Here is a 20,786-nt window from a genome sequence, read left to right on the forward strand (position 1 = left end):
GCTGCAGGGAGCGGCTCATGCCCCAGCTCGATTCGGCGCACCTCTCGACGACGGGCTCGCTCACCCGGTGCGGCGGGCGGCGATCCGCTCCGGGCCGGGCCAGCGCACGTCGTGGACCCAGCCGGCCCGCTCGAACCAGTGGATCAGCCGGGCCGAGGAGTCGAGCTGTCCGCGCAGCACGCCGTGGCGGGCGGAGGTGGGATCGGCGTGGTGCAGGTTGTGCCAGGACTCGCCGCAGGAGAGCACCGCCAGCCACCAGACGTTCCCGGAGCGGTCGCGGGACCGGAACGGGCGCGCGCCGACCGCGTGGCAGATGGAGTTGATCGACCAGGTGACGTGGTGCAGCAGCGCGATCCGGACCAGCGAGCCCCAGAAGAAGGCGGTCAGCGCCCCCTCCCAGGAGAGCGAGAGCAGCCCGCCGACCAGCGGGGGGAGCAGTACGGAGATGGTGGTCCAGAGCCAGAACAGCCGGGAGATCCGCCGCATCGCCGGGTCGTTGACCAGGTCGGGGGCGTATTTGAGCTGAGGGGTCTGCTCGGCGTCGAACAGCCAGCCGGTGTGCGCCCACCACAGGCCCTTCACCAGCGCGGGGACGGTCTCGCCGAAGCGCCAGGGCGAGTGCGGGTCGCCCTGGCGGTCGCTGAAGCGGTGGTGTCTGCGGTGGTCGGCCACCCAGCGGACCAGCGGGCCCTCGACGGCCAGGCTGCCGGCCACGGCCAGGGCGATCCGCAGCGGGCGGTTGGCCTTGAAGGCGCCGTGGGTGAAGTAGCGGTGGAAGCCGACGGTGACGCCGTGGCAGGTGAGGAAGTACATCACCACGGTGATCGCCAGGTCCCGCCAGCCGAGCCCGCGGCCCCAGGCGACCGGCACCGCCGCCAGCAGGGCCAGGAACGGTACGCAGATGAAGAGTGCGAGTGAGATCCGCTCGACGGGGCCCTGCCGCTCGCCGCCTCTGGTGGCCGAGAGCTGGGTGATGGCGGCGGCCCCGGACGGCTCCGGGGGCGCTTCGCTGGCCTGCATGGTCATATGCGGTCCTTGTGGGAGCAGCGAAACCTACGTGACCGTAACCTACGGCATCGTAGGTAGTGCGGGGCGGCTCTGGCGGACGTGTCGCGGCGCGAGCCGGGACCGGTGTGGGTACGGGGAGTGCCGGGTTCTTTGCGATTGGTGGTGGATGCCCGGGCTGGAACCCCGTAGGCTGTGGACCGCGCTGTCCCCTGCGGGTGGCGAGATACCGTCCGTCCCGGATCGTCTAAGGGCAGGACAGCTGGTTTTGGTCCAGCTTATGGGGGTTCGAATCCTCCTCCGGGAGCACACCGTGCAACCCCCCGGCCGAGCGCTGAGCGGGCCGGGGGACAACTCCGGTCGGCCGTGATCGCACTATCCTCAGGTCTGCCTGGGTGCGGATCCGTGGCTCGGGCCCGCCGTGCCGATCCCTCCCCACGAACGACCGAGGAGCCTCCCGCGTGAGCGCCAACACCCCTGCCGCCGTCATCGTGCTCGCCGCTGGTGGCGGGACCCGGATGAAGTCCAAGCGCCTGCCCAAGGTGCTGCACGAGATCTGCGGGCGCACGCTGGTGGGTCACGCGGTCGCGGCCGCCCAGGAGTTGACCCCCGAGCACCTGGTCGTGGTGGTCGGTCACATGCGCGAGCAGGTCGAGCAGCACCTGGCGGAGCGGTACGAGGGCGTGCGTGCCGCCGTCCAGCTGGAGCAGAACGGCACCGGTCACGCGGTGCGCACCGCGCTGGAGGCGCTGGCGGCCGACGGGATCGAGCCGGACGGCACCGTGGTGGTCACCACCGGCGACGCGCCGCTGCTGACCGGCCAGACGCTGGCCGCGCTGGTGGCGGCGCACGCCGAGCAGGGCAACGGTGTGACCGTCCTCACCGCGGTCGTCCCGGACTCCTTCGGCTACGGCCGGATCCTGCGCAGCGAGGCCGACGGCTCGGTCGCCGCGATCGTCGAGGAGAAGGACGCCAGCGAGGCCCAGCGGACGATCGACGAGATCAACTCCGGTGTCTTCGCCTTCGACGCCAAGCTGCTGGCCGAGGCGCTCGGCCGCCTGAGCACCGACAACTCGCAGGGCGAGGAGTACCTCACCGACACCCTGGAGATCCTGCGCACCTCGGGCCACCGGGTCGGCGCGGTGGTCGCGGACGACTACCGCGACATCCTCGGCATCAACGACCGGGTCCAGCTGGCCGAGGCCCGGCGGATCCTGAACGCCCGGCTGGTCGAGCGCGCGATGCGCGCGGGCGTCACCGTGGTGGACCCGGCGTCCACCTGGTTCGACGTCCAGGTGACGTACGAGCCGGACGCGGTCGTGCGGCCGAACACCCAGCTGCACGGCGCCACCCACCTCGGCGAGGGCAGCGAGGTCGGCCCGAACTGCACCCTGACCGACACCCTGGTCGGTACCGACGCCCATGTGAGCAACGCCACCACGGTCGGCGCCGAGATCGGCGAGGCGGCCTCGGTCGGGCCGTACGCGTACCTGCGTCCGGGCACCAAGCTGGCCCGCAAGGCCAAGGCCGGCACCTATGTGGAGATCAAGAACTCCGAGGTCGGCGCGGGCTCCAAGGTGCCGCACCTGTCGTACATCGGGGACACCACGATCGGCGAGGGCAGCAACATCGGCGCGGCCTCGGTCACCGTCAACTACGACGGCGTGAACAAGCACCGCACCACCATCGGATCCCACTGCCGCACCGGCTCCGACAACATGTTCATCGCCCCGGTGACGATCGGGGACGGCGCCTACACCGCCGCCGGATCGGTGATCATCACCGATGTCCCGGCCGGCGCGCTGGGTGTCTCCAGGGCGCAGCAGCGCAACATCGCGGGCTGGGTGGAGCGCAAGCGCCCCGGCACCGACTCCGCGCGTGCCGCCGCTGCGGCGAGTGAGGCTGCCGCTACGGTCGAGGACTGAGCGGACGACGGTGGATCTTGGGGAGTACGAGCCCGGGGCCCACGCTTCCCGCCGGGACGCGTAACCTGGAGTACATACGTGCGCCACTGGGCTGAATGCCCGTGTCCGGGCGTACTCCCAATCCCCCGTTGACCACCGGCCGGGCGCCTGCCTGGCGCGGACGCGGCGGGTCCATGAGCGGCAGCAACGCGAGGAGACGGTGCAGTGAGCGGGATCACGACGTCGGGTGAGAAGAAGCTGAAGCTCTTCTCCGGCCGTGCCCACCCCGAACTGGCGAGGGAGGTCGCGGCGGCGCTCGGCACCGAGCTCGTTCCGACCAAGGCCCTGGACTTCGCCAACGGTGAGATCTACGTCCGCTTCCTGGACTCCGCCCGCGGCGCGGACTGCTTCGTGATGCAGAGCCACACGGCTCCCATCAACCAGTGGATCATGGAACAGCTGATCATGATCGATGCTCTGAAGCGGGCCTCCGCCAAGAGCATCACCGCGATCCTGCCGTTCTACGGCTACGCCCGCCAGGACAAGAAGCACCTCGGCCGCGAGCCCATCTCGGCCCGCCTGGTCGCCGACCTGCTGCGCCAGGCCGGTGCCGACCGCCTGATGGCCGTGGACCTGCACACCGCGCAGATCCAGGGCTTCTTCGACGGCCCGGTGGACCACCTGTTCGCGCTGCCGCTGCTGGCCGACTACATCGGCCAGAAGGTCTCCAACGACAAGCTCACCGTGGTCTCCCCGGACGCCGGCCGGGTGAAGGTCGCCGACCAGTGGTGCGACCGCCTGGACGCCCCGCTGGCGATCATCCACAAGCGCCGCGACATGACCCAGGCCAACACCATCCTCTCGGCCGAGGTGGTCGGTGACGTCAAGGACCGGGTCTGCGTCCTGGTCGACGACATGATCGACACCGCCGGCACCATCTGTGCCGCCGCCGACGCGCTGTTCGAGAACGGCGCCGCCGACGTCATCGTGGCCGCCACCCACGGTGTGCTCTCCGGCCCGGCCGCCGACCGCCTGAAGAACTCCCGGGTCAGCGAGTTCGTCTTCACCAACACCCTGCCGACCCCGGCCGAGCTCCAGCTCGACAAGGTGACCACCCTCTCCATCGCCCCGTCGATCGCCGCCGCGATCCGCGAGGTCTTCGAGGAGGGCTCGGTCACCAGCCTGTTCGAGGGCGTGCACTGATCGGGTAGCCGCACGAACGGCCCCGGCGCCTTCCGGCGCCGGGGCCGATTTCGTGCTCGCTGGGGGGTGCGGTTAGACTCTTGAGACTGCTCGGCGAGGGATGTCGTGTGCCCGTACGGGTACCTGATCCGTGATCGACGCGCTGCCTCGGCCGTGGTTTGGCCGATTGCAGTCCCGTCTGCCGCCGAGTGGCCCCCCAACGTACTTGAGGGTGTGCCCCGGCGGTTTTTCGTCTGTCGTCCGCACCCCGCGTCCAGTTCTCACGAGGAGTGCCGTCGTGTCCGAGATCCGCCTTGCCGCTGAAGCCCGTACCGAGTTCGGCAAGGGTGCCGCCCGTCGCGCCCGTCGCGCCGGCCTGGTCCCCGGTGTCGTCTACGGCCACGGCCACGCCCCGGTTCACCTGAACCTGCCCGGCCACGACCTGATGATGGCCCTGAAGACCCCGAACGCCCTGCTGGTCGTGCCGATCGAGGGCAAGGACGAGTACGTGCTGCCGAAGGCCGTCCAGCGTGAGGCCATCAAGCGCACCATCGAGCACGTCGACCTGCTGCTGGTCAAGCGTGGCGAGAAGGTCACCGTCGAGGTTCCGGTCCACACCGAGGGCGAGCTGGCCGCCGGCGGCAACCTGCTGGAGCACGTCCTGAACGCTCTGCCGGTCGAGGCCGAGGCCACCCACCTGCCCGAGGCCGTCACCGTCTCGATCGAGGGCCTGGAGGCCGGCGCCTCGGTCCTGGCCAAGGACATCGTCCTGCCGAAGGGCGTCTCCCTGGCCGTCGAGGCCGACGCCGTCGTGCTGCAGGTCATCGGCGCCCAGGCCCCCGAGGCCGCCGAGGCCGCCGAGGGCGAGACCGCCGAGGCCTGAGCCCAGTAGCTCATTCGACCGCTGCCCCGGTCCGCTCCGCTGGAGCGGGCCGGGGCAGCGGCATGTCCGGGATGATGAGGAAAAGTGAGGAGCGGTTCATGAGTGACGAAGCGTACGAGGGCCCCTGGCTGATCGTCGGCCTGGGCAACCCGGGCGAGAGCTACGCCCGGAACCGGCACAACATCGGCTTCATGGTGGTGGACCTGCTGGCCGAGCGGATCGGGGCGAGGTTCAAGGCCCACAAGAGCCGGGCCCAGGTCGCCGAGGGCCGCCTGAGCGGGCGCCGGGTGGTGCTGGCCAAGCCGATGACCTTCATGAACCTGTCCGGCGGGCCGACCACCGCGCTGCGCGACTTCTACAAGGTGCCGAACGAGGCGATCGTGGCGGTCCACGACGAGCTCGACATCGACTACGCGACCCTGCGCCTCAAGCTGGGCGGCGGCGACAACGGCCACAACGGCCTGAAGTCCATCACCAAGTCGCTCGGCCCCGGCTACCACCGGGTGCGCTGCGGCATCGGCCGCCCGCCGGGCCGGATGGAGGTCGCCGACTTCGTGCTCAAGGACTTCTCGTCCGCCGAGCGCAAGGAGCTCGACTGGTTCGTCGACCGCTCCGCCGACGCGGTCGAGGCGCTGCTCTCCGAAGGGCTCGAACGGGCCCAGGGCACCTACAACTCCTGACGGCTTCGCGGTGAACTCCTGACGCGGCTCTGACGATCTTCTGACGTGATGTCAATCCGGCGCGCCTCCTTGCACAACGGTCGTACAACGCTTGCGCGGAGGGGCCGTGATCGGTGTGGGAACGCCACCTCTGATCGGATACGGTCATCCCCTGTACGCGCAGGATTGAGCGCAGGAATCTGGGGGTAAGGACCATGGTTCGGTCACATCGCGTCCGGGTGGGGCGTGCGGTCGGCGGAGCGGCGATGCTCGTCGGCCTCACCGCACTGGGGGCACCGGTGGCTCAGGCCGCCGACTCCTCGGGCAGCAGCGACGCGCCCGAGCCGGCGGCCGCGCAGCTGACGCCGCCGGTCAGCGGTGGCAAGGTGGGCGGCTCGGCCGGCCTGTACGCGGTCGGCGGCGGCCTGGTGATGGTCGCGGGCGGCGCGACCCTCTGGGTCAAGCGCAAGCGCGCCGGCCAGGTCACCATCCACTGAACGGCCCTACGGGCCAGGCCTCTCGGGAGCGCCCAGGGGCGCGGGGAACCACGCGAACAACCAGGCACCTCCGTAGAGGGCTGGTCGCGCAGTTCCCCGCGCCCCCGGTGGTCTCCCAACGTCCGGAGGGGCCGTGAGCGTCAGCCCGTGTTGCGCAGCCCGGCCGCGATGCCGTTGACGGTCAGCAGCAGGGCGCGGGCCCGCAGCGGGTTCTCGGGCCGTCCGGCGGCGACCTCCTCGCGCTGCCGGCGCAGCAGTGCGACCTGCAGGTAGGAGATCGGGTCGAGGTAGGCGTCGCGGACCGTGAAGGTCTGCTTCAACACCGGGTTGTGTTCGAGGAGTTCGCTCTCACCGGTGAGGCGGAGCACCTCACGCAGGGTCAGCTCGTGCTCGGCCGTGATCTGGTCGAAGACGTGGTGCAGTTCGGCCGGGACCAGCTGCTCGACGTAGTGGCGGGCGATCCGCAGGTCGGTCTTGGCCAGCGTCATGGCGACGTTGGACAGGAAGTTCCGGAAGAAGTGCCACTGGCCGTACATCTCGTCGAGCACGTCGCCGAGCCCGGCCTCGCGGGCGGCGGCCAGGCCTGAGCCCACGCCGTACCAGCCCGGGACGATCTGGCGGGACTGGGTCCAGCCGAAGACCCACGGGATGGCGCGCAGGCCGTCCAGGCCCGCCCCCGAGTCGGGGCGGCGGGACGGGCGGGAGCCCAGGTGCAGCGAGGCGAGCTGGTCGACCGGGGTGGCCGCGAAGAAGTACTTCGGCAGGTCGTCCTGCTCGACCAGGGCGCGGTAGGCGGTGTGGGCGGCCTCGGAGACCTGGTCCATCGCCGCGTCCCAGCGGGCGAGTTCCTCGGGGGCCTGGCGCGGCGCGGTGTGCAGCGCGGAGGCGGAGAGGGTGGCCGAGAGGGTCAGCTCCAGGTTCTCCCGGGCCAGCGAGGGCAGCAGGTACTTGTCGGAGATGACCTCGCCCTGCTCGGTGACCTTGATCTCGCCCTCCAGGGTGCCCCAGGGCTGGGCGAGGATCGCCTCGTGCGAGGGGCCGCCGCCGCGGCCGACGGTGCCGCCGCGGCCGTGGAACAGGCGCAGCCGGATGCCGTACCGGTGGGCGACGTCGCGGAGCCGGCGCTGGGCGCGGTGGATCTCCCACTGGGAGGTGGTGATGCCGCCGAACTTGGAGGAGTCGGAGTAGCCGAGCATGACCTCCTGGACGTCTCCGCGCAGCGAGACCAGCAGCCGGTAGGAGGGGTCGGAGAGCATCTCCTCCATGATCCGGTCGGCCTGCTGGAGCTCCTCGGTGGTCTCCAGCAGCGGCACGATGCCGATCCTGGCGATCCCGGCGTGCAGGTCGATCAGTCCGGCCTCGCGGGCCAGGACGGTCGCCGCGAAGACGTCGTCCGCGCCCTGGCACATCGAGATGATGTAGCTCTCGACGATCTCGTCGCCGAAGCGCTCGAAGCCCTCGCGGATGGTGTTGAAGACGTTCAGGGTCTTGGTGGCGGCGGCGTCCAGCGGGGCCGGGGTCGGGGCCAGCGGGCGGCGCGAGCGCAGCTCCTTGGCGAGCAGCTTCTGCCGGTACTCGCGCGGCATGTCGTTGTAGCGCCAGGCCTCCTCGCCGAGCCGGTCGAAGAGCTGGCCCAGCGCGTGGTGGTGCGCCTCGGCGTGCTCGCGCACGTCCATGGTGGCGAGCTGCAGGCCGAAGGCCTCGATGGTGCGGATCGCGCGGGCCAGGCGGCCGTCGGCGATCAGCTCGCCGCGGTGGGCGCGCAGCGAGTCCTGGATCAGCTTGAGGTCGGCGATCAGCTCGTTGGTGCCGAGGTAGTCGCGGCCGGCCGTGTGCGGGGTGCCGGTGACCAGGCGGTCGCGGGTGTTCTCCAGCTTGAGGCGGACGCAGGTGGCCTTGAGCCGGTACGGCTCCTCGGCGTTCATCCGCTTGTAGCGCGGGCTGAGTTCGGGCAGCAGCTTGAGGTCGGCGTCCAGCGAGGCGAGCAGCTCGTCGGAGGCGCCGGCCAGCCGGACCGAGGTGGAGAGCGTGGCGCGCAGGTCGTCGATGGTGGCCAGGGCGTCCTTGATGCCGTACTCGTGCTGGAGGTTGAGCACGTCCCAGGTGACGTTCGGGGTGACGTTCGGGTTGCCGTCGCGGTCGCCCCCGATCCAGGTGCCGAAGGTCAGCGGGCGGACGCCCTCGGGGAGGTTCAGGCCCACCCGGGCCAGCTCCTCGTGCAGCTCCTCCAGCACCTCGGGGACGGCCTCGCGGTAGAGCTCGTCCAGGTAGTAGACGGCGTTGCGGGCCTCGTCGGTGGGCTCGGGGCGAGCGATCCGCAGCTCGTCGGTCTGCCACAGCAGGTCGATGACCTCGGCGAGTCTGCGGTCGGCGGAGCGGCGGGCGGAGGTGTGGCGCTCGGGGTCGGTGGTGGCGAGGCCCGTGGCGGCGTGCTCGCGGTGGCTCTGCTCTTGCCTGAAAGCGTGCTCCAGCAACTCGCCGATCCGGCGCAGCTTGTTGAGCACGCTGCGGCGGGCGGCCTCGGTCGGGTGCGCGGTGAAGACCGGGCGGACGGCGAGGTGGGCCAGGGTGTCCGAGAGGTGCTTGGGGTCGGCGTCGGACAGCTGGTCGGCGGTCAGCGCGAGCGGGGAGCCTTCGCGGGCCCGGCGGGCGGCGAACTCGCGGCCGCGGTGCACCTGTTCGGTGACGTTCGCCAGGTGGAAGTACGTGGAGAAGGCCCGCACCAGCTTCGCGGCCGTGTCCAGGTCGATGCCGGAGAGCAGTTCGGCGGTGGCCTCGCCGTTGGTGCGGCTGAGCAGTCGCACCTGTTCGACCAGGCCCAGCAGTTCGGGGCCCTCCTGGCGGACCAGGGTCTCGCCGAGCAGATCACCGAGGCGGCGGATGTCCGCGCGCAGGGCCGCGTTGTCGGCGGCCGGGTCGGCCGGCTGGCTTGGGTTGTCCGCAGAGGTGGGGACCGGAGCGGTCACGGCTGGCTCCCTGATGTGGTGGGGTTCGGCAACGGCTCTCATCACCACTGTGAAGGTGACGTGTGCGGACCGCGCTGTCCGACGCGACCAGCATAGGTGGCACCGGGTGCCGCGATGGTGACATAACCGTATGCCGGACAGGCGGTTGGACCCGGGGTACCGCCGGAACCTTCCCGGTGGCGGGGGCGGTTACTCAGGGGCGCGGACGGCCTCCCGGCGGTGAGGGGGAGACCCCTCGGGGTGCGGGGCGCCGCCCGGTCGGCCGGGTGCGCGCGGCGGGAGGCGGCTGCGCCGGACCAGGGCCGGTCGCGGGAGCCGTACCCGGTGGACGCGGGCGTTCAGCGGACGTCAATAAGCCCCCCGTACGCTGTCTCCCATGAGTAAGTCGCCTGACGGGGGCAGGCCGGTCCACTCGCTGTGGTGGTGGCGTCGGCGCCGCAGCGTGCTGCTGGACAGCGGTCTGGCCGCACTGGCCGGGCTGGAGTGTGCCTTCGGCGCGTACGGAACGGTGCACGACCGGCTGGGCTGGGGCGTGGGACCGGTGGCGGTGTCGGCGGTGCTGGGAGCACTGGCCGGGGTCAGCCTGGTGGTGCGGCGGCGCTGGCCGGCCGTGCCGGTGCTGGTGGCGCTGGTGTTCGTCCCCGGGATGTTCGGGGTCGTACTGCTGGTGGTCTCGCTGTACACGCTGACCGGGACCTGGGAGTGGCCCTCGCGGCGGGGGCGGGTGCTCGGGCTCTCCGCGGTGGCGCTGCTGGAGACCTTCGCGATGGTGCTGTTCTCCATGTTCCACCCGGCGCCCGGGAAGGAACGGCCCCAGGGCGCCACGCCCGACCAGCTCCCGCCGACCTGGCTGCTCGTCGTGCTGGCGGCGCTGGTCGCGGGCGGTCTGACGGTGCTGCCGGTGGTCACCGGGCTGTACGTGGGTGCGCGCCGCCGCCTGGTCGAGTCGCTCAAGGACCGCGCCCAGGGCCTGGAGACCGAGCTGGCGCTGCTGGCCGAGCAGGCCCAGGAACGTGCCCGCCGCGCCCGGCTGGAGGAGCGCACCCGGATCGCCCGCGAGATGCACGACGTGGTGGCGCACCGGGTCAGCCTGATGGTGGTGCACGCTTCGGCGCTGGAACGTATCGCCGCCAAGGACCCGGAGAAGGCGACGCAGAGCGCCAGGCTGATGGGCGAGGTCGGGCGCCAGGCGCTGAACGAGCTGCGCGAGATCCTCGGCGTGCTGCGGATGTCCGAGGAAGCGGTGGAGATCCAGGACGGCCTGGAGGACCTGCCGCAGCTGGTCGAGCAGTCCGAGGCGGCCGGGATGGCGGTGACGCTGACGGTCAGCGGTACCCGCAGGCCGTTCAGCACCGAGGCGGAGCAGACCGCGTACCGGGTGGTGCAGGAGGGGCTGACCAACGCGCACAAGCACGCGGCCGGGGCGCGGGTCGAGGTGCTCCTGGCGTACGTGCCGAACGGGGTCCGGGTGGCCGTGGTCAACGACCGTGCGGACGGCGGCGGTAGCCGGGTGGCACTGCCCAGCGGGGGCAACGGCCTGGTCGGGATGCGCGAGCGGGTGCTGGCGCTGGGCGGCAGCTTCTCGGCCGGCCCGGAGGAGGACGGGGGCTTCCGGGTGGAGGCGGTCCTGCCGTCCCGGCTCGCGGTCCCGGCGGAGCGGCTGTCCTGAGGTCGGCGCCGGGCCCGACGCCCCCCGTGCGTCAGGCCGGGTAGCGGATCAGGGCGCCGGTGGCCAGGGCGAACGCGAACGGCTCCGGGATCGGCACACGGTCGCCGAACTTGCCGTTCCACCGGCGGTGGTAGACGCCGTCCGCAGGCTCGGAGTAGAGCGTGACCACACCGTCGCGGGGGTCGATCAGCAGGTAGAGCGGGATGTGCATCAGGGGATAGTCGCGGACCTTGCCGACCAGGTCGTTCTCCGGGTTCGACGGAGAGACGATCTCGACCGCGATCGCGGCCTGTTCGGCCGGGACCTCGTTCCCGCCGTGCTCGACCACTGCGATCGGGATGTAGGTCAGGTCGGGATTGCGGAGCTTGCCGACGTTCGGCGAGGCCAGGTCGGTGTTCTCGCTGGGCATCAGGTCCGCGGGGCGGTGTGCGTCGAACTGCTCCCGGACGATGAGCAGATTGCGCTGATGGATCACCGACGGCCCCGCCATCATGATGATCTCGTCGCCGGACACCTCGATCTTCCAACCCGACGGAGGGGTCAGACTCCGTGCGTACGCCAGCAGCTGGGCGTGACGGTCGGGAACCTGGGACTCGGCCATGCCATCATCCTGTCACTTCCTCAGGACGTGGGCCCGGGCCGGCACGGGATCCCGGCTCAGCGGCCGGGCTGCCCCGGCCGTGGCCCGCTACGGCAGTTCGGCCTGTTCCCTGATGTAGGACTGGGCCAGGGCGGGGAGTTCGTAGAGTGCCGCGTGGGCGGAGACCTCGGCGACCGGACAGCTCAGCACCGAGATCTCGATCATGCCCTCCAGTACCCGTTGGGCCGTCTGCTCGCCGCAGCCGAGCGCGGTCACCGCCTCGGCGAGACTGAACAGCGGGGAGGGCAGTGCGGCCAGGCGGCGCAGCACACCCCTGACCACCTGGGGGAGTCCGCCCCACCACTCGGCCAACCTGGTGCGGACCGCCAGGTCGCCCGCGACCAGCTCGTCGAGCAGGGAGCCGGACTGCTCGAGGCGCCGTGCGTAGTCGGCGAGCGGGAGTTGGCGCTGCACGGCCAGCTTGCTCCCGCTCACCCGGACGGCCAGCGGCAGCCGGCCGACGGCCGCGACGATCCGCTCGGCGGCGTCCCGGTCGGCCGGGACCCGGTTCTCGCCGACGATCCGGGCGAGCAGCTCGACCGCCTCCGCCTGGCTGTACGAGGGGAGTTCGAGCAGGTGGTGCGGGCCGAGGCCGGCCATCCGGCTGCGGCTGGTGATCATCACCGAGCTGGGCCCGGCGCCCGGCAGCAGGTGCCGGACGGCGGACTCGTCCGGGGCGTCGTCGAGCACCACCAGCACCCGGCGGGCCGCCAGCCAGGACCGCCAGACGGCCGCCACCTCCTCCTCGTCCTCCGGGCGCACGGTCTCCACCAGGCCGGTGATCCTGGCCAGTTCGGCCATCACCGAGCCGGTGTGCCGCGGTGTGCCGTCATCCCGGCGCAACCGCACGCTGATCCGGCCGTCGGGGTACTGCCGCTCCAGCCGGTGCGCGACGTGCACCGCGAGCGCGCTCTTGCCCGTGCCCACCGGACCGCTGATCACCACCAGCCGCCCCTCCCCGGCGAGCAGGTCGGCCAGCGCGTGCACCTGGTCGGTGCGGCCGGTGAAGTCCGGCAGGTCGGCGGGGAGCACGGCGGGCGGACGCTCCTGGTGCGGTGCGGCCGGTGAGCGGCGGGTCGCGGCGGCGGGCGGATGCTTCCCGTCGCCTCCGTCGCGCCCGTTCAGGATGGCCCGGTAGTGCGCCTCCAGCGCCGGGCTGGCCCGCAGGCCGAGCTGGCCGGCCAGCAGCTGGCGCAGGTTGTCGTAGACGGCCAGCGCCTCGCTCTGCCGTCCGGCCCGGTAGAGCGCGGTCATCTGGGCCGCGCAGAGCCGCTCGCGCATCGGGTACTCGGCCACCAGCTCGGCCAGCTGCTCGGCCACCAGGGCGGGCCGGCCGGCGGCCAACTCGGCCTCCGCCCAGTCCTCGTGGACGGCGAGCCGGCGGTTGGCGTAGCGGACCGCCTCCCCTCCGATCACGTCGCCGTGCACGAGGTCGTCGAGGAGCGGGCCGTTGCCCAGGTCGAGGGCCTCGCGGAGCAGCCGGGCGGCGTGCGCGCCGCCGCCGAGCCGACCGGCCTGCCGGCCCGCCCTGGCCAGCTCCTCGAAGCGGAGCAGGTCGAGCTCGGCCGGGTCGACCCGCAGCAGGTAGCCGGCCGGCTTGTGCACCAGCCGGTCAGGACCGCCCGCCGGTCCGAGCAGCTTGCGCAGCGCCGAGACGTACGCCTGGAGGTTCTTGCGGGCCGAACGCGGCGGCTCGTCGCTCCACAGCGCCTCGGTCAGCACGTCGGTGGAGACCGTGGTGTTGGCCCGGCAGAGCAGGGTGCCGAGCAGCAGCCGCCGCTTGATGGGGCCCAGCGGAACGGGTCTGTCGTCGATCTCCACCGCCAGTTCGCCCAGGACCCGGAACCGGACCGTGGCCGAGTCCCGGTTCGTGACGGCGGACGGTTGGGAGCGCGGTGTCGCGAGATGGTGCAGCATGGCGTCGACCCCCGGTGACGAGAACGCTGGATGGCGCGGTACCTCGGGGCCGGCCCGCGGAGGGGAGCCGGACCCGTTCGGCCGGTGCCTCCCTGGCCGGCCGCGGGTGCACCCGGGGGCGGCCGTCCCGGGGCGGAGTCAGCGCCCCGCACCAGCAGGGCCCCCGACGCGCCCCCGAACAGGCCGGGGACGAACGGCGCCGGACTCCGACCGGAGCTCCACCCCGGGTGCGCGGTCGTGGGCTCAGTGGCCCCAGCCGGTGTCGTCGGTGACGATCGGGATGACGAAGTGGTGGCCCGCCAGGCTGAAGTCGGCCGGGTCGACGTGAACGGCGGTCGCGGTGCCACGGTCCACGGCGGGGCCCTCGGTCGTGGCGGCGGCGAGGCCGGCCGGGGTGGCCGGGGCGGTCTGGGTGGCCGGGGCGGTCTGGGTGGCCGGGGCGTTCTGGGCGGTCTGGGCCGACGCGACGGGAGCGGCTGCGACGGACAGGCCCGCCGCACCCAGCACGGCCAGCAGAAGACGCGGATGGTTCATGTGGTCCCCCATGGGAGCTTTTCTGATGAATCGACCAGATTTGGTGGATTCCTTGCTCCTCAGACTGCCGTTCCGGTGCGACCTGGCAAAGGGGGCGCGTCGTGCAGCATGCTGCATGCAGCAACTCACCCGCGACGCAAATCGGACGAATACCTATACGAATTGACTCCTGTTCACCGAGCGGGGAAGAGGCGGTCGAAGAGAAACGCCAGTACGTCCGTGACCAGCCCCGACAGCGCGCCGACGCCCCGTTCGGCATGGCCGACGTCCGACTCCCGGCGCAGCAGCACCGGCCCGGGGCCGGTGGTGGCGTGCTGGAGCGCGGCGCACATCTTGCGCGCGTGCAGCGGGTCGACCCGGGTGTCCCCGTCGGCGACCGCGAGCAGCACCGCCGGGTAGCGCACGCCCTGGCGCACCCGGTGATAGGGCGAGTAGCCGAGCAGCACCGCCAGTTCGGCCGGATCGTCCGCGCTCCCGTACTCGTCGCGCCAGCTGGGGCCCATGCCGGAGCGCTCGTAGCGGACCATGTCGAGCAGCGGCGCGACGCAGACCACCGCCGCGTACTTCTCGGGCTGCTGGGTGAGCGCGGCGGCCGCGGTCAGCCCGCCGTTGGAGCTGCCGACCAGGCCGAGCCGCCCGGGGTCGGCCCAGCCCTCGGCGACCAGCCAGTCGGCGGCCGCGTCCAGGTCGTCGAAGGTGTTCTGCTTGTGCTCGCGCCGGCCGGCCCGGTGCCACCGCTCGCCCTCCTCCCCGCCGCCGCGCAGGCACGGAAAGGCGTACACCCCACCGGCCTCGGCCCAGGCCAGCGCCTGGGCCGCGTACCCGGGCAGGGCCGGGACGCCGAAGCCGCCGTATCCGCTGAGCACGGTCGGCCTGGGCACGTCCGGCTCGCCCTCCGGCGCGATCACGAACATCCGCACCGGCGTGCCGTCGTGCGAGCGGTAGACCACCTGGCGGGTCCGCACCGGGGCGGCCGGCGCGCGGCCGGGGGCGGCCCAGGGATCGACGCGCCCGGTGCGCGCGTCGTAGCGCAGGACGTGCGGCGGGGTGGCGTGGTCGGCGTAGCCGAACCAGGCCAGATGGCCGGGGGCCGCCGCGGTGCGCAGCGCGCCGACGGTGCCGCTTCCCGGCAGCGCGAGCCCGCCGAGCCGCTCGCCGTCGGCCAGGTCGTGCACCGTGACCTCGGACAGTGCGTGCCTGGTCCGGGTCACCAGGGCGAGCGGGCGGGGCAGTTCGGGTCCGTCCAGGACGGCGAAGCCGGTCAGCACCGCCTCGGGGTCCTCCGGGATCACCACCCGGCGCCCGCCGTCCCCGGTCACCAGCTCGACCCGGCCGCGCGGGGCGTCGCGCCGGGTGCGCAGGTAGAGCGCGCCGGCGTGGGGATGCGCCACGGTCTGCGCGTCCACGTCCTGCTGGACCGGTCGCAGCGGCGGCCTGGCCGGATCGGCTCCGGTGAGCTCGGCCAGCCAGACGTCGGTGCGCGGCGAGGCGCCGACGGTGGCGGTGACGGTGAGCAGCCGCCCGTCCGGTGTGGTGGCGACCGCGTAGTACTGGTCGGCCGGCCTGCCTTCGCCGAACACCAGCACGTCCTCGGCCGGATCGGTACCGAGGACGTGCAGCCAGACCCGGCGGTGGTAGTGCTCCTCGCCCGGGTGCAGCTCGGGCGGCAGCCGTCGGACGTAGTAGAAGGCCCGGCCGCCCGGCAGCCAGGCGACGGTGGCGCGGCGCAGCCGGTCGATCGGGCCGTCGAGCACCGCTTCGGTGGTGACGTCCAGGACCCGCAGGACGGAGTCCTCGGTGCCGCCGACCGAGGTCTGGACGGCCACCAGCTCCCCCTCCCAGCTGGGCGTCCACTCGTCCAGCACGGTACGGCCGCTCGGGTCGAGGGCCAGCGGGTCGAGCAGTACGCGCTCGGCGCCGTTCTCGGTGACGACCAGGACGGGCTGGTCCTGTCCCGGCGCACGGCGGGTGGCGAACCACCGGGAGCCGCGCACCAGCGGTGCGGAGACCGAACCGGTGTCGAGCAGCTCCGTGACCCTCGCCCGGACCCGGGCCAGGGCCGGCCAGTCGGCCCTCGCCCGGACGAACAGCGCGTCCTGGGCGGCGGACCAGGCGGCGGTACGCGGATCGGCCGGGTCCTCCAGGACCCGGTAGGGGTCGGCGACCCGGTGCCCGTGCAGTTCCTCGACCAGCTCGATGCGGGGAGCCGGCGGGTAGTCGGGGAACGGGAGGTCAGGGGAGGGTGTCATGGAACTCCTCGGCGGGATGCTGGGCGGTGGCCGCAGCGGCCGGTGGCGCTCCGGGACCGGCGGCTTCGGGACGGGCGGCTTCGGGACGGGCGGCTTCGGGACGGGCGGCTTCGGGACGGGCGGCCTCGGGACGGGCCGCTTCGGGACCGGTCGGCGCCGGCGGTCCTGAGACGGCCAGCTCGTCCCCGCGCAGCAGCGGTACCGCCGAGAGCAGGGTGGTGGCGGCGACCAGGGCCGCCAGCAGCAGCCAGCTGCCCGGGATGCCGAGGCCGTCGAGCAGCGTGCCGGCCAGCATCGGGCCGAGCGCGGCCAGACCGGCGATCAGCAGGTTGGCGGCGGTGCTCACCCGGCCGAGCAGCTCGCGTGGGGAGCGGCTGATCAGTGCCTGACCGACCACGATCCCGGCCGGCGGGGTGAGCAGGATCAGCAGTACCAGCAACGGGCCGACCAGCCACGGCTGTTGGGTGAGGGCGACGACCGCGAGTCCGCCCGACCACACCGTGCCGATCAGCAGGAAGAGCCGGCTGGGCGGCAGCAGCTTCATCACCCGCGGCGCGGCCAGCGAGCCGAGCACCGCGCCGACCCCGGCGCAGGCCATCACCACACCGATCGTGGTGCCACCGGTCCCGGTGTCCCGCAGGGTGACCACCATGGCCACGTCGGCCGCGCCGCCGACCAGGTTGAGCAGCGCGCCGAAGGCCATCGCGCGCATCAGGTCCGGCTGGCCGAGCAGCCAGCGCAGCCCGGCCGTCGCGCCGTCGTCCGCCGGTCCGTCCCCGGCGGCAGGTCGCGGCCGGGTGACCATGCGCAGCAGCAGCCAGGCGGAGACGGCGTACGACAGGGCGTCGGCGGTGAACGGCAGCACCCGGTCGAGGCCGAACAGCCAGCCGCCCAGGAACGGCCCCACCAGACCGGTGGCGGCCAGCGCCGCCTGGTCCTTGGCCAGCGCGTCCGAGAGGTGCTCGTCGGGCACCACGTCCCGGACCGCGATCAGGCCGGCCGGGCTGAAGACCGCGGTGGCGACGCCCTCGACCACCGCGACGGCCAGCAGCTGCGGATAGCCGAGCGGGCCGAGGCCGGCCGCCAGGGGGATGCTGCCGACCGCGACCAGCCGGACCAGATCGGCGCCGATCATCAGCCGGCGCCGGTCCATCCGGTCGGCCAGCTGCCCGGCGGGCAGCCGGCAGACCATCCGGGTGACCAGCGAGCAGGAGCCCAGCAGTCCGGCCTGGGTGGCGCCGCCGCCGAGCGAGAGCACCAGCAGCGGAAAGGCGATCAGCGACATCTGGGAGCCCAGGGTCGAGACCGCCGAGCCGATCCACAGCCGGCGGAAGTCGCGGTTGGCGCGGAGCACCCCGGGGTCAGCCATGGTCCACCTCCGAGACGGGCGCGGCTCAGCGCCGGGCGGCCGGGTACATGAGCGCGAGCAGGGCGCTGTCCACCTCGTCCTGGAACGCGGCCAGCGCCTCGGCGTGGTCGCCCAGGCGGTACTCGTCGTCGCAGGCGATCCAGCGGCCCTCGGTCGCCGTCGCCGACAGGTAGCCGTCGTCGATGGTGCCGACCTCCCAGCCGGGACGCCCGGCCGTCTCCCAGCAACTCGACAGCACACCGTCGGCGTTGACCACCGCGCCGTACTTGCCGTCCCGGAAGGAGCACGCCTGGCAGCCGGTGTCCGCCTTGGGCGGCGTGATGGCGAAGCCGAGCTCCATCGCCCGGGCGTGCCAGCGGGTGAACTCGCCCGCCAGCGGGGTGCCGTAGTCCAGTTCGTTGCCGTAGCCCACGCCCACGTCGCCGACCAGGGAGAACTGAAGGCTGGCCCGGGTCGGGTCGAGCTCGGTGGCGAGGCGCTCGACCAGGTTCGCCATGCCGTGCCGGTTGTAGTGCGAGACGTTGATCCGCAGGTGCCAGCGCAGGTCGGTCGCGGCCATCGCCTTGGCCAGGTTTCGGACGATCAGGTCGAAGGTGCCGCCGCCGGAGCGCTTGACCCGGATCTCGTCGTGCTCCCCCCGGTCGCCGTCGAAGGTGATCTGCACGGTGCGCAGTCCGGCCGCGTACAGCTCCCGGGCGACCAGCGGGGTGAGCAGCGTGCCGTTGGACACCATGCCCGCCTCCAGCTCGCCCAACTCGGCCGCCCGAAGGAGCAGTTCACGCGCGCCGCGCAGATTGAGCAGCGGCTCGCCGCCGAACAGCATCAGCGCCAGCCGGTCCAGACCGGCCTCCGCCATCCGCGCGCGGGTGAAGTCCAGCACCCGGGTGATCATGTCCGAGTCGAGCCGGGAGTGCTTGATCCGGGGCGGGCGGCTGCCGCCGGACGGGTCCTGCCCGGTGTTCTGGAAGCAGTAGCCGCAGCCCAGGTTGCAGGAGGTGCTGGTCAGTACGGTCAGCGAGTACGAGCGGATCGGCTTCGCCCGGTAGAGCCCGGCCTCCCGCAGGTAGTGCTCGGCGTCGGGCAGCAGCGTGCCGTCCGGACCGACCTGGGTCGGCCGCACGCGCGCGACGCCGCCGGCGCCGAGGAACCACCAACCGTTCTCCGCCTTGATCAGACGGCTCCCGTCACCCGCGGTCGCGGGTCGTGTTGCGGACACAACTGCCTCCAAAAAGGGGTGGACTGCGGGGAGATGGGGCCGGGGCCTGCCGCCTGGGCGGCAGGCCCCGTACGGATCCGGATCAGGGGGTCTGGAGGAAGACGCCGCACCACGACGGGGTGTCCTCACCCTCGTTGTGCGCCACGACCTCCGGGCCGTCCGCCACCGAGGGCCGCTCGATGAAGACGACGCAGCCCGGGTTGGCCTCACCGCTGTGGGCGACGACCTCCGGCTCCTCGGTGTTCTGCGGACCCGCGTAGACGCCGCACCAGCCGCTGTAGCCCTCGCTGTGCGCCACGACCTCCGCCTCCTCGGAGTTCTTCGGGCCCGCGTAGACGCCGCACCAGCCGCTGTAGCCCTCGCTGTGCGCCACGACCTCCGCCTCCTCGGCGTTCTGCGGAGTCGCGTAGATGGCACACCAGCTGCTGGCGCCCGCGCTGTGGGCGACGACCTCCGCCTCCTCGGTGTTCTGCGGACCCGCGTAGATGCCGCACCAGCCGCTGTAGCCCTCGCTGCCGGCCACGACCTCGGGCTTGTTCTCAGCCATCGCACTCTCCGATCACAACTCGGCACACGGGATGCCCACCCCGCGTGCTGGGACGAGCCGGCGGCCGTTCCCGCCGACACCGAGCAAGCTAGTACTGCAATCACAGTTACGGGTGGGGCGGTTGTGAGTTCTGCCGGTGGCTGTGGTTGTGTTTCGCCGTGTCTGTGGATCTCGGGGTGGGGCAGGTTGAGGCCTGGCAGGAGATGCTGTCCGGGCTGCACGCGCGGTTCGCTGCGCGTTTTTCCAGGTCGGAGCCGCGTGCGCGTGCCCTGACGTATATGGCAGGGCTGATCGCTCCGCTGGAGAGGAAGAACGGGTGGACCCTCGCGGAGCGCGCGGGCGAGGGACATCCGATCGGGATGCAACGCCTGCTCGGCGAGGCGGACTGGGACGCGGACGATGTCCGTGACGACGTGCGGGACTTCGTCGTGGAGACCATCGGTGCCAAGGACGGGATCCTTATCGGCGACGACACCGGCTTCCTGAAGAAGGGCACGCGGTCGGCCGGGGTCCAGCGCCAGTACACGGGGACGGCGGGACGGACGGAGAACTCCCAGATCGGCACGTTCCTGGCCTACGCCTCGGCGAAGGGCCGCGCGCTGATCGACCGGGAGCTGTACCTGCCGGCCTCGTGGACGGACGACCGCGAGCGCTGCCGGGCGGCCGGCGTGCCCGATGAGGTGCCGTTCGCGACGAAGAACGAGCACTTCCGCTGGATGCTGCAGCGCGCGATCGACGCCGGGGTGCCGTTCGCGTGGGTGACCGCGGACGAGGCCTACGGGCAGGTCAAGCACCTGCGGGTCTGGCTGGAGCAGCGCGGCATCGGGTATGTGCTGGCCACCAGGGTCAACGACACCGTGATCACGACGCGGTGGCGTGAGGTCCGGGTCGACGAGTTGGTCGCCGCGCTGCCGCGGCAGGCCTGGAAGCGCCTGTCCGGTGGTAAGGGCTCCCATGGCGAGCGGGTCTACGACTGGGCCAGGGTGGCGATCCGCCCGGTGTGGGAGGACGGCGTCGGGCACTGGGTGCTGGCCCGCCGCTCGGTCAGCGACCCGACCGAGATCGCCCACTACGTGTGCTACGGGCCTGTGGCCACCCGGTTGAAAGACCTGGTCAAGGTCGCCGCGGCGAGGTGGGCAATAGAGGAGTCGTTCCAGGTCGCGAAGAACGAGTGTGGCCTGGACCACTACCAGGTCCGCCGCTACGACGCCTGGTACCGGCACATCACCCTGTCCATGGCCGCCCTCGCCGCGCTGACCGCGATCCGCGCCCACGAGCTGGAAAAAGGGGCTGCCGATTAGGACAAAGCGACCTCATACCCCTGTCTGTCGCGGAGATTCGCCGCCTCATCGGCCTGATCCTCCACCCCCACCACCTCACTCCGGCGCATCATCTGCGCTGGTCATGGTGGCGACGTCTCAGCCAGACCCGAGCCCGCCTCAGCCACTACAAACGCCGAGGCCACATCCCATAACTGTGATTGCAGTACTAGGAACGCCCGGCACGGGATCGGTTCAGCGCCGGTACAGCCTCCGCCGAGCCCCAGCTC

At 72.3% G+C, this 20,786-nt stretch carries 16 protein-coding genes and 1 tRNA gene; 8 read left to right on the top strand and 9 right to left on the bottom strand.

What is annotated here, in order from left to right; genetic code table 11:
• Positions 1-60: 60 nt before the first annotated feature.
• Positions 61-1,020 carry an acyl-CoA desaturase gene (locus tag ACSMTC_RS22155; protein WP_436564766.1) on the bottom strand — a complete coding sequence of 320 codons (960 nt, stop codon included), beginning with the start codon at positions 1,018-1,020 and terminating at the stop codon, positions 61-63.
• Between the two features lie 221 nt (positions 1,021-1,241).
• Between ACSMTC_RS22155 and ACSMTC_RS22160 the strand changes: the two genes are divergently transcribed.
• The 6 genes from ACSMTC_RS22160 to ACSMTC_RS22185 all read left to right on the top strand — a co-directional run bounded on the left by ACSMTC_RS22160 (position 1,242) and on the right by ACSMTC_RS22185 (position 6,130).
• A tRNA-Gln gene (locus tag ACSMTC_RS22160) sits at positions 1,242-1,312 on the top strand.
• A 154-nt stretch (positions 1,313-1,466) separates the two neighbouring features.
• On the top strand, positions 1,467-2,930 hold the full coding sequence (glmU, locus tag ACSMTC_RS22165; protein WP_436561453.1) for a bifunctional UDP-N-acetylglucosamine diphosphorylase/glucosamine-1-phosphate N-acetyltransferase GlmU: 1,464 nt from the start codon (positions 1,467-1,469) through the stop codon (positions 2,928-2,930).
• Between the two features lie 204 nt (positions 2,931-3,134).
• On the top strand, positions 3,135-4,112 hold the full coding sequence (locus tag ACSMTC_RS22170; protein ID WP_436561454.1) for a ribose-phosphate diphosphokinase: 978 nt from the start codon (positions 3,135-3,137) through the stop codon (positions 4,110-4,112).
• Positions 4,113-4,389: 277 nt separating this feature from the next.
• Positions 4,390-4,974: a 50S ribosomal protein L25/general stress protein Ctc gene (locus ACSMTC_RS22175; RefSeq protein WP_436561455.1), complete on the top strand. Its 585-nt coding sequence runs from the start codon at positions 4,390-4,392 to the stop codon at positions 4,972-4,974.
• A 98-nt stretch (positions 4,975-5,072) separates the two neighbouring features.
• On the top strand, positions 5,073-5,654 hold the full coding sequence (pth, locus tag ACSMTC_RS22180; RefSeq protein WP_436561456.1) for an aminoacyl-tRNA hydrolase: 582 nt from the start codon (positions 5,073-5,075) through the stop codon (positions 5,652-5,654).
• Positions 5,655-5,899: 245 nt separating this feature from the next.
• A complete protein-coding gene (locus tag ACSMTC_RS22185) occupies positions 5,900-6,130 on the top strand; it encodes a hypothetical protein (protein ID WP_436561457.1) in 231 nt (76 codons plus the stop codon).
• A gap of 140 nt (positions 6,131-6,270) precedes the next feature.
• Here the strand turns inward: ACSMTC_RS22185 and ppc are convergent, their stop codons facing one another.
• A complete protein-coding gene (gene ppc, locus ACSMTC_RS22190) occupies positions 6,271-9,138 on the bottom strand; it encodes a phosphoenolpyruvate carboxylase (protein WP_436561458.1) in 2,868 nt (955 codons plus the stop codon).
• Between the two features lie 334 nt (positions 9,139-9,472).
• On the opposite strand from ppc, the gene ACSMTC_RS22195 reads away from it, so the two are divergent.
• Positions 9,473-10,765, top strand: coding sequence for a histidine kinase (locus tag ACSMTC_RS22195; RefSeq protein WP_436561459.1), 1,293 nt, complete (start codon positions 9,473-9,475; stop codon positions 10,763-10,765).
• A 31-nt stretch (positions 10,766-10,796) separates the two neighbouring features.
• On the opposite strand, the gene ACSMTC_RS22200 is transcribed toward ACSMTC_RS22195, so the two are convergent.
• From ACSMTC_RS22200 to ACSMTC_RS22230, 7 genes are all read right to left on the bottom strand, one after another.
• A complete protein-coding gene (locus tag ACSMTC_RS22200; protein ID WP_436561460.1) occupies positions 10,797-11,366 on the bottom strand; it encodes a Uma2 family endonuclease in 570 nt (189 codons plus the stop codon).
• An 87-nt stretch (positions 11,367-11,453) separates the two neighbouring features.
• Positions 11,454-13,322, bottom strand: a complete 1,869-nt coding sequence (locus ACSMTC_RS22205) for an AfsR/SARP family transcriptional regulator (RefSeq protein ID WP_436561461.1) — start codon at positions 13,320-13,322, stop codon at positions 11,454-11,456.
• Positions 13,323-13,565: 243 nt separating this feature from the next.
• Positions 13,566-13,856, bottom strand: a complete 291-nt coding sequence (locus tag ACSMTC_RS22210) for a hypothetical protein (protein WP_436561462.1) — start codon at positions 13,854-13,856, stop codon at positions 13,566-13,568.
• Between the two features lie 173 nt (positions 13,857-14,029).
• On the bottom strand, positions 14,030-16,105 hold the full coding sequence (locus ACSMTC_RS22215) for a prolyl oligopeptidase family serine peptidase (RefSeq protein WP_436561463.1): 2,076 nt from the start codon (positions 16,103-16,105) through the stop codon (positions 14,030-14,032).
• Positions 16,089-17,474 (bottom strand): MFS transporter, encoded by a 1,386-nt coding sequence (locus ACSMTC_RS22220; protein WP_436561464.1) that lies wholly within the window; start codon positions 17,472-17,474, stop codon positions 16,089-16,091. The genes ACSMTC_RS22215 and ACSMTC_RS22220 overlap by 17 nt, the downstream gene beginning before the upstream one ends.
• Before the next feature lie 25 nt (positions 17,475-17,499).
• Positions 17,500-18,690, bottom strand: coding sequence for a radical SAM protein (locus ACSMTC_RS22225; protein ID WP_436561465.1), 1,191 nt, complete (start codon positions 18,688-18,690; stop codon positions 17,500-17,502).
• An 82-nt stretch (positions 18,691-18,772) separates the two neighbouring features.
• Positions 18,773-19,237, bottom strand: coding sequence for a hypothetical protein (locus ACSMTC_RS22230; RefSeq protein WP_436561466.1), 465 nt, complete (start codon positions 19,235-19,237; stop codon positions 18,773-18,775).
• A 203-nt stretch (positions 19,238-19,440) separates the two neighbouring features.
• Here ACSMTC_RS22230 and ACSMTC_RS22235 point away from each other — a divergent pair, with 203 nt between their 5' ends.
• Positions 19,441-20,538, top strand: a complete 1,098-nt coding sequence (locus ACSMTC_RS22235) for an IS701 family transposase (protein ID WP_436564625.1) — start codon at positions 19,441-19,443, stop codon at positions 20,536-20,538.
• Positions 20,539-20,786: the final 248 nt, after the last annotated feature.

The sequence above is a fragment of the Kitasatospora sp. HPM-01-4 genome (genome assembly GCF_051374625.1).
Classification (GTDB): Bacteria; Actinomycetota; Actinomycetes; order Streptomycetales; family Streptomycetaceae; genus Kitasatospora.

Bases quoted from the DNA above. Each gene is read 5' to 3' on its own strand.
- ACSMTC_RS22155 (WP_436564766.1), bottom strand. From the start codon at position 1,020: ATGCAGGCCAGCGAAGCGCCCCCGGAGCCGTCCGGGGCCGCCGCCATC.
- pth (WP_436561456.1), top strand. From the start codon at position 5,073: ATGAGTGACGAAGCGTACGAGGGCCCCTGGCTGATCGTCGGCCTGGGC.
- ACSMTC_RS22185 (WP_436561457.1), top strand. From the start codon at position 5,900: ATGCTCGTCGGCCTCACCGCACTGGGGGCACCGGTGGCTCAGGCCGCC.
- ppc (WP_436561458.1), bottom strand. From the start codon at position 9,138: ATGAGAGCCGTTGCCGAACCCCACCACATCAGGGAGCCAGCCGTGACC.
- ACSMTC_RS22195 (WP_436561459.1), top strand. From the start codon at position 9,473: ATGAGTAAGTCGCCTGACGGGGGCAGGCCGGTCCACTCGCTGTGGTGG.
- ACSMTC_RS22200 (WP_436561460.1), bottom strand. From the start codon at position 11,366: ATGGCCGAGTCCCAGGTTCCCGACCGTCACGCCCAGCTGCTGGCGTAC.
- ACSMTC_RS22205 (WP_436561461.1), bottom strand. From the start codon at position 13,322: ATGCTGCACCATCTCGCGACACCGCGCTCCCAACCGTCCGCCGTCACG.
- ACSMTC_RS22210 (WP_436561462.1), bottom strand. From the start codon at position 13,856: ATGAACCATCCGCGTCTTCTGCTGGCCGTGCTGGGTGCGGCGGGCCTG.
- ACSMTC_RS22215 (WP_436561463.1), bottom strand. From the start codon at position 16,105: ATGACACCCTCCCCTGACCTCCCGTTCCCCGACTACCCGCCGGCTCCC.
- ACSMTC_RS22220 (WP_436561464.1), bottom strand. From the start codon at position 17,474: ATGGCTGACCCCGGGGTGCTCCGCGCCAACCGCGACTTCCGCCGGCTG.
- ACSMTC_RS22230 (WP_436561466.1), bottom strand. From the start codon at position 19,237: ATGGCTGAGAACAAGCCCGAGGTCGTGGCCGGCAGCGAGGGCTACAGC.
- ACSMTC_RS22235 (WP_436564625.1), top strand. From the start codon at position 19,441: ATGCTGTCCGGGCTGCACGCGCGGTTCGCTGCGCGTTTTTCCAGGTCG.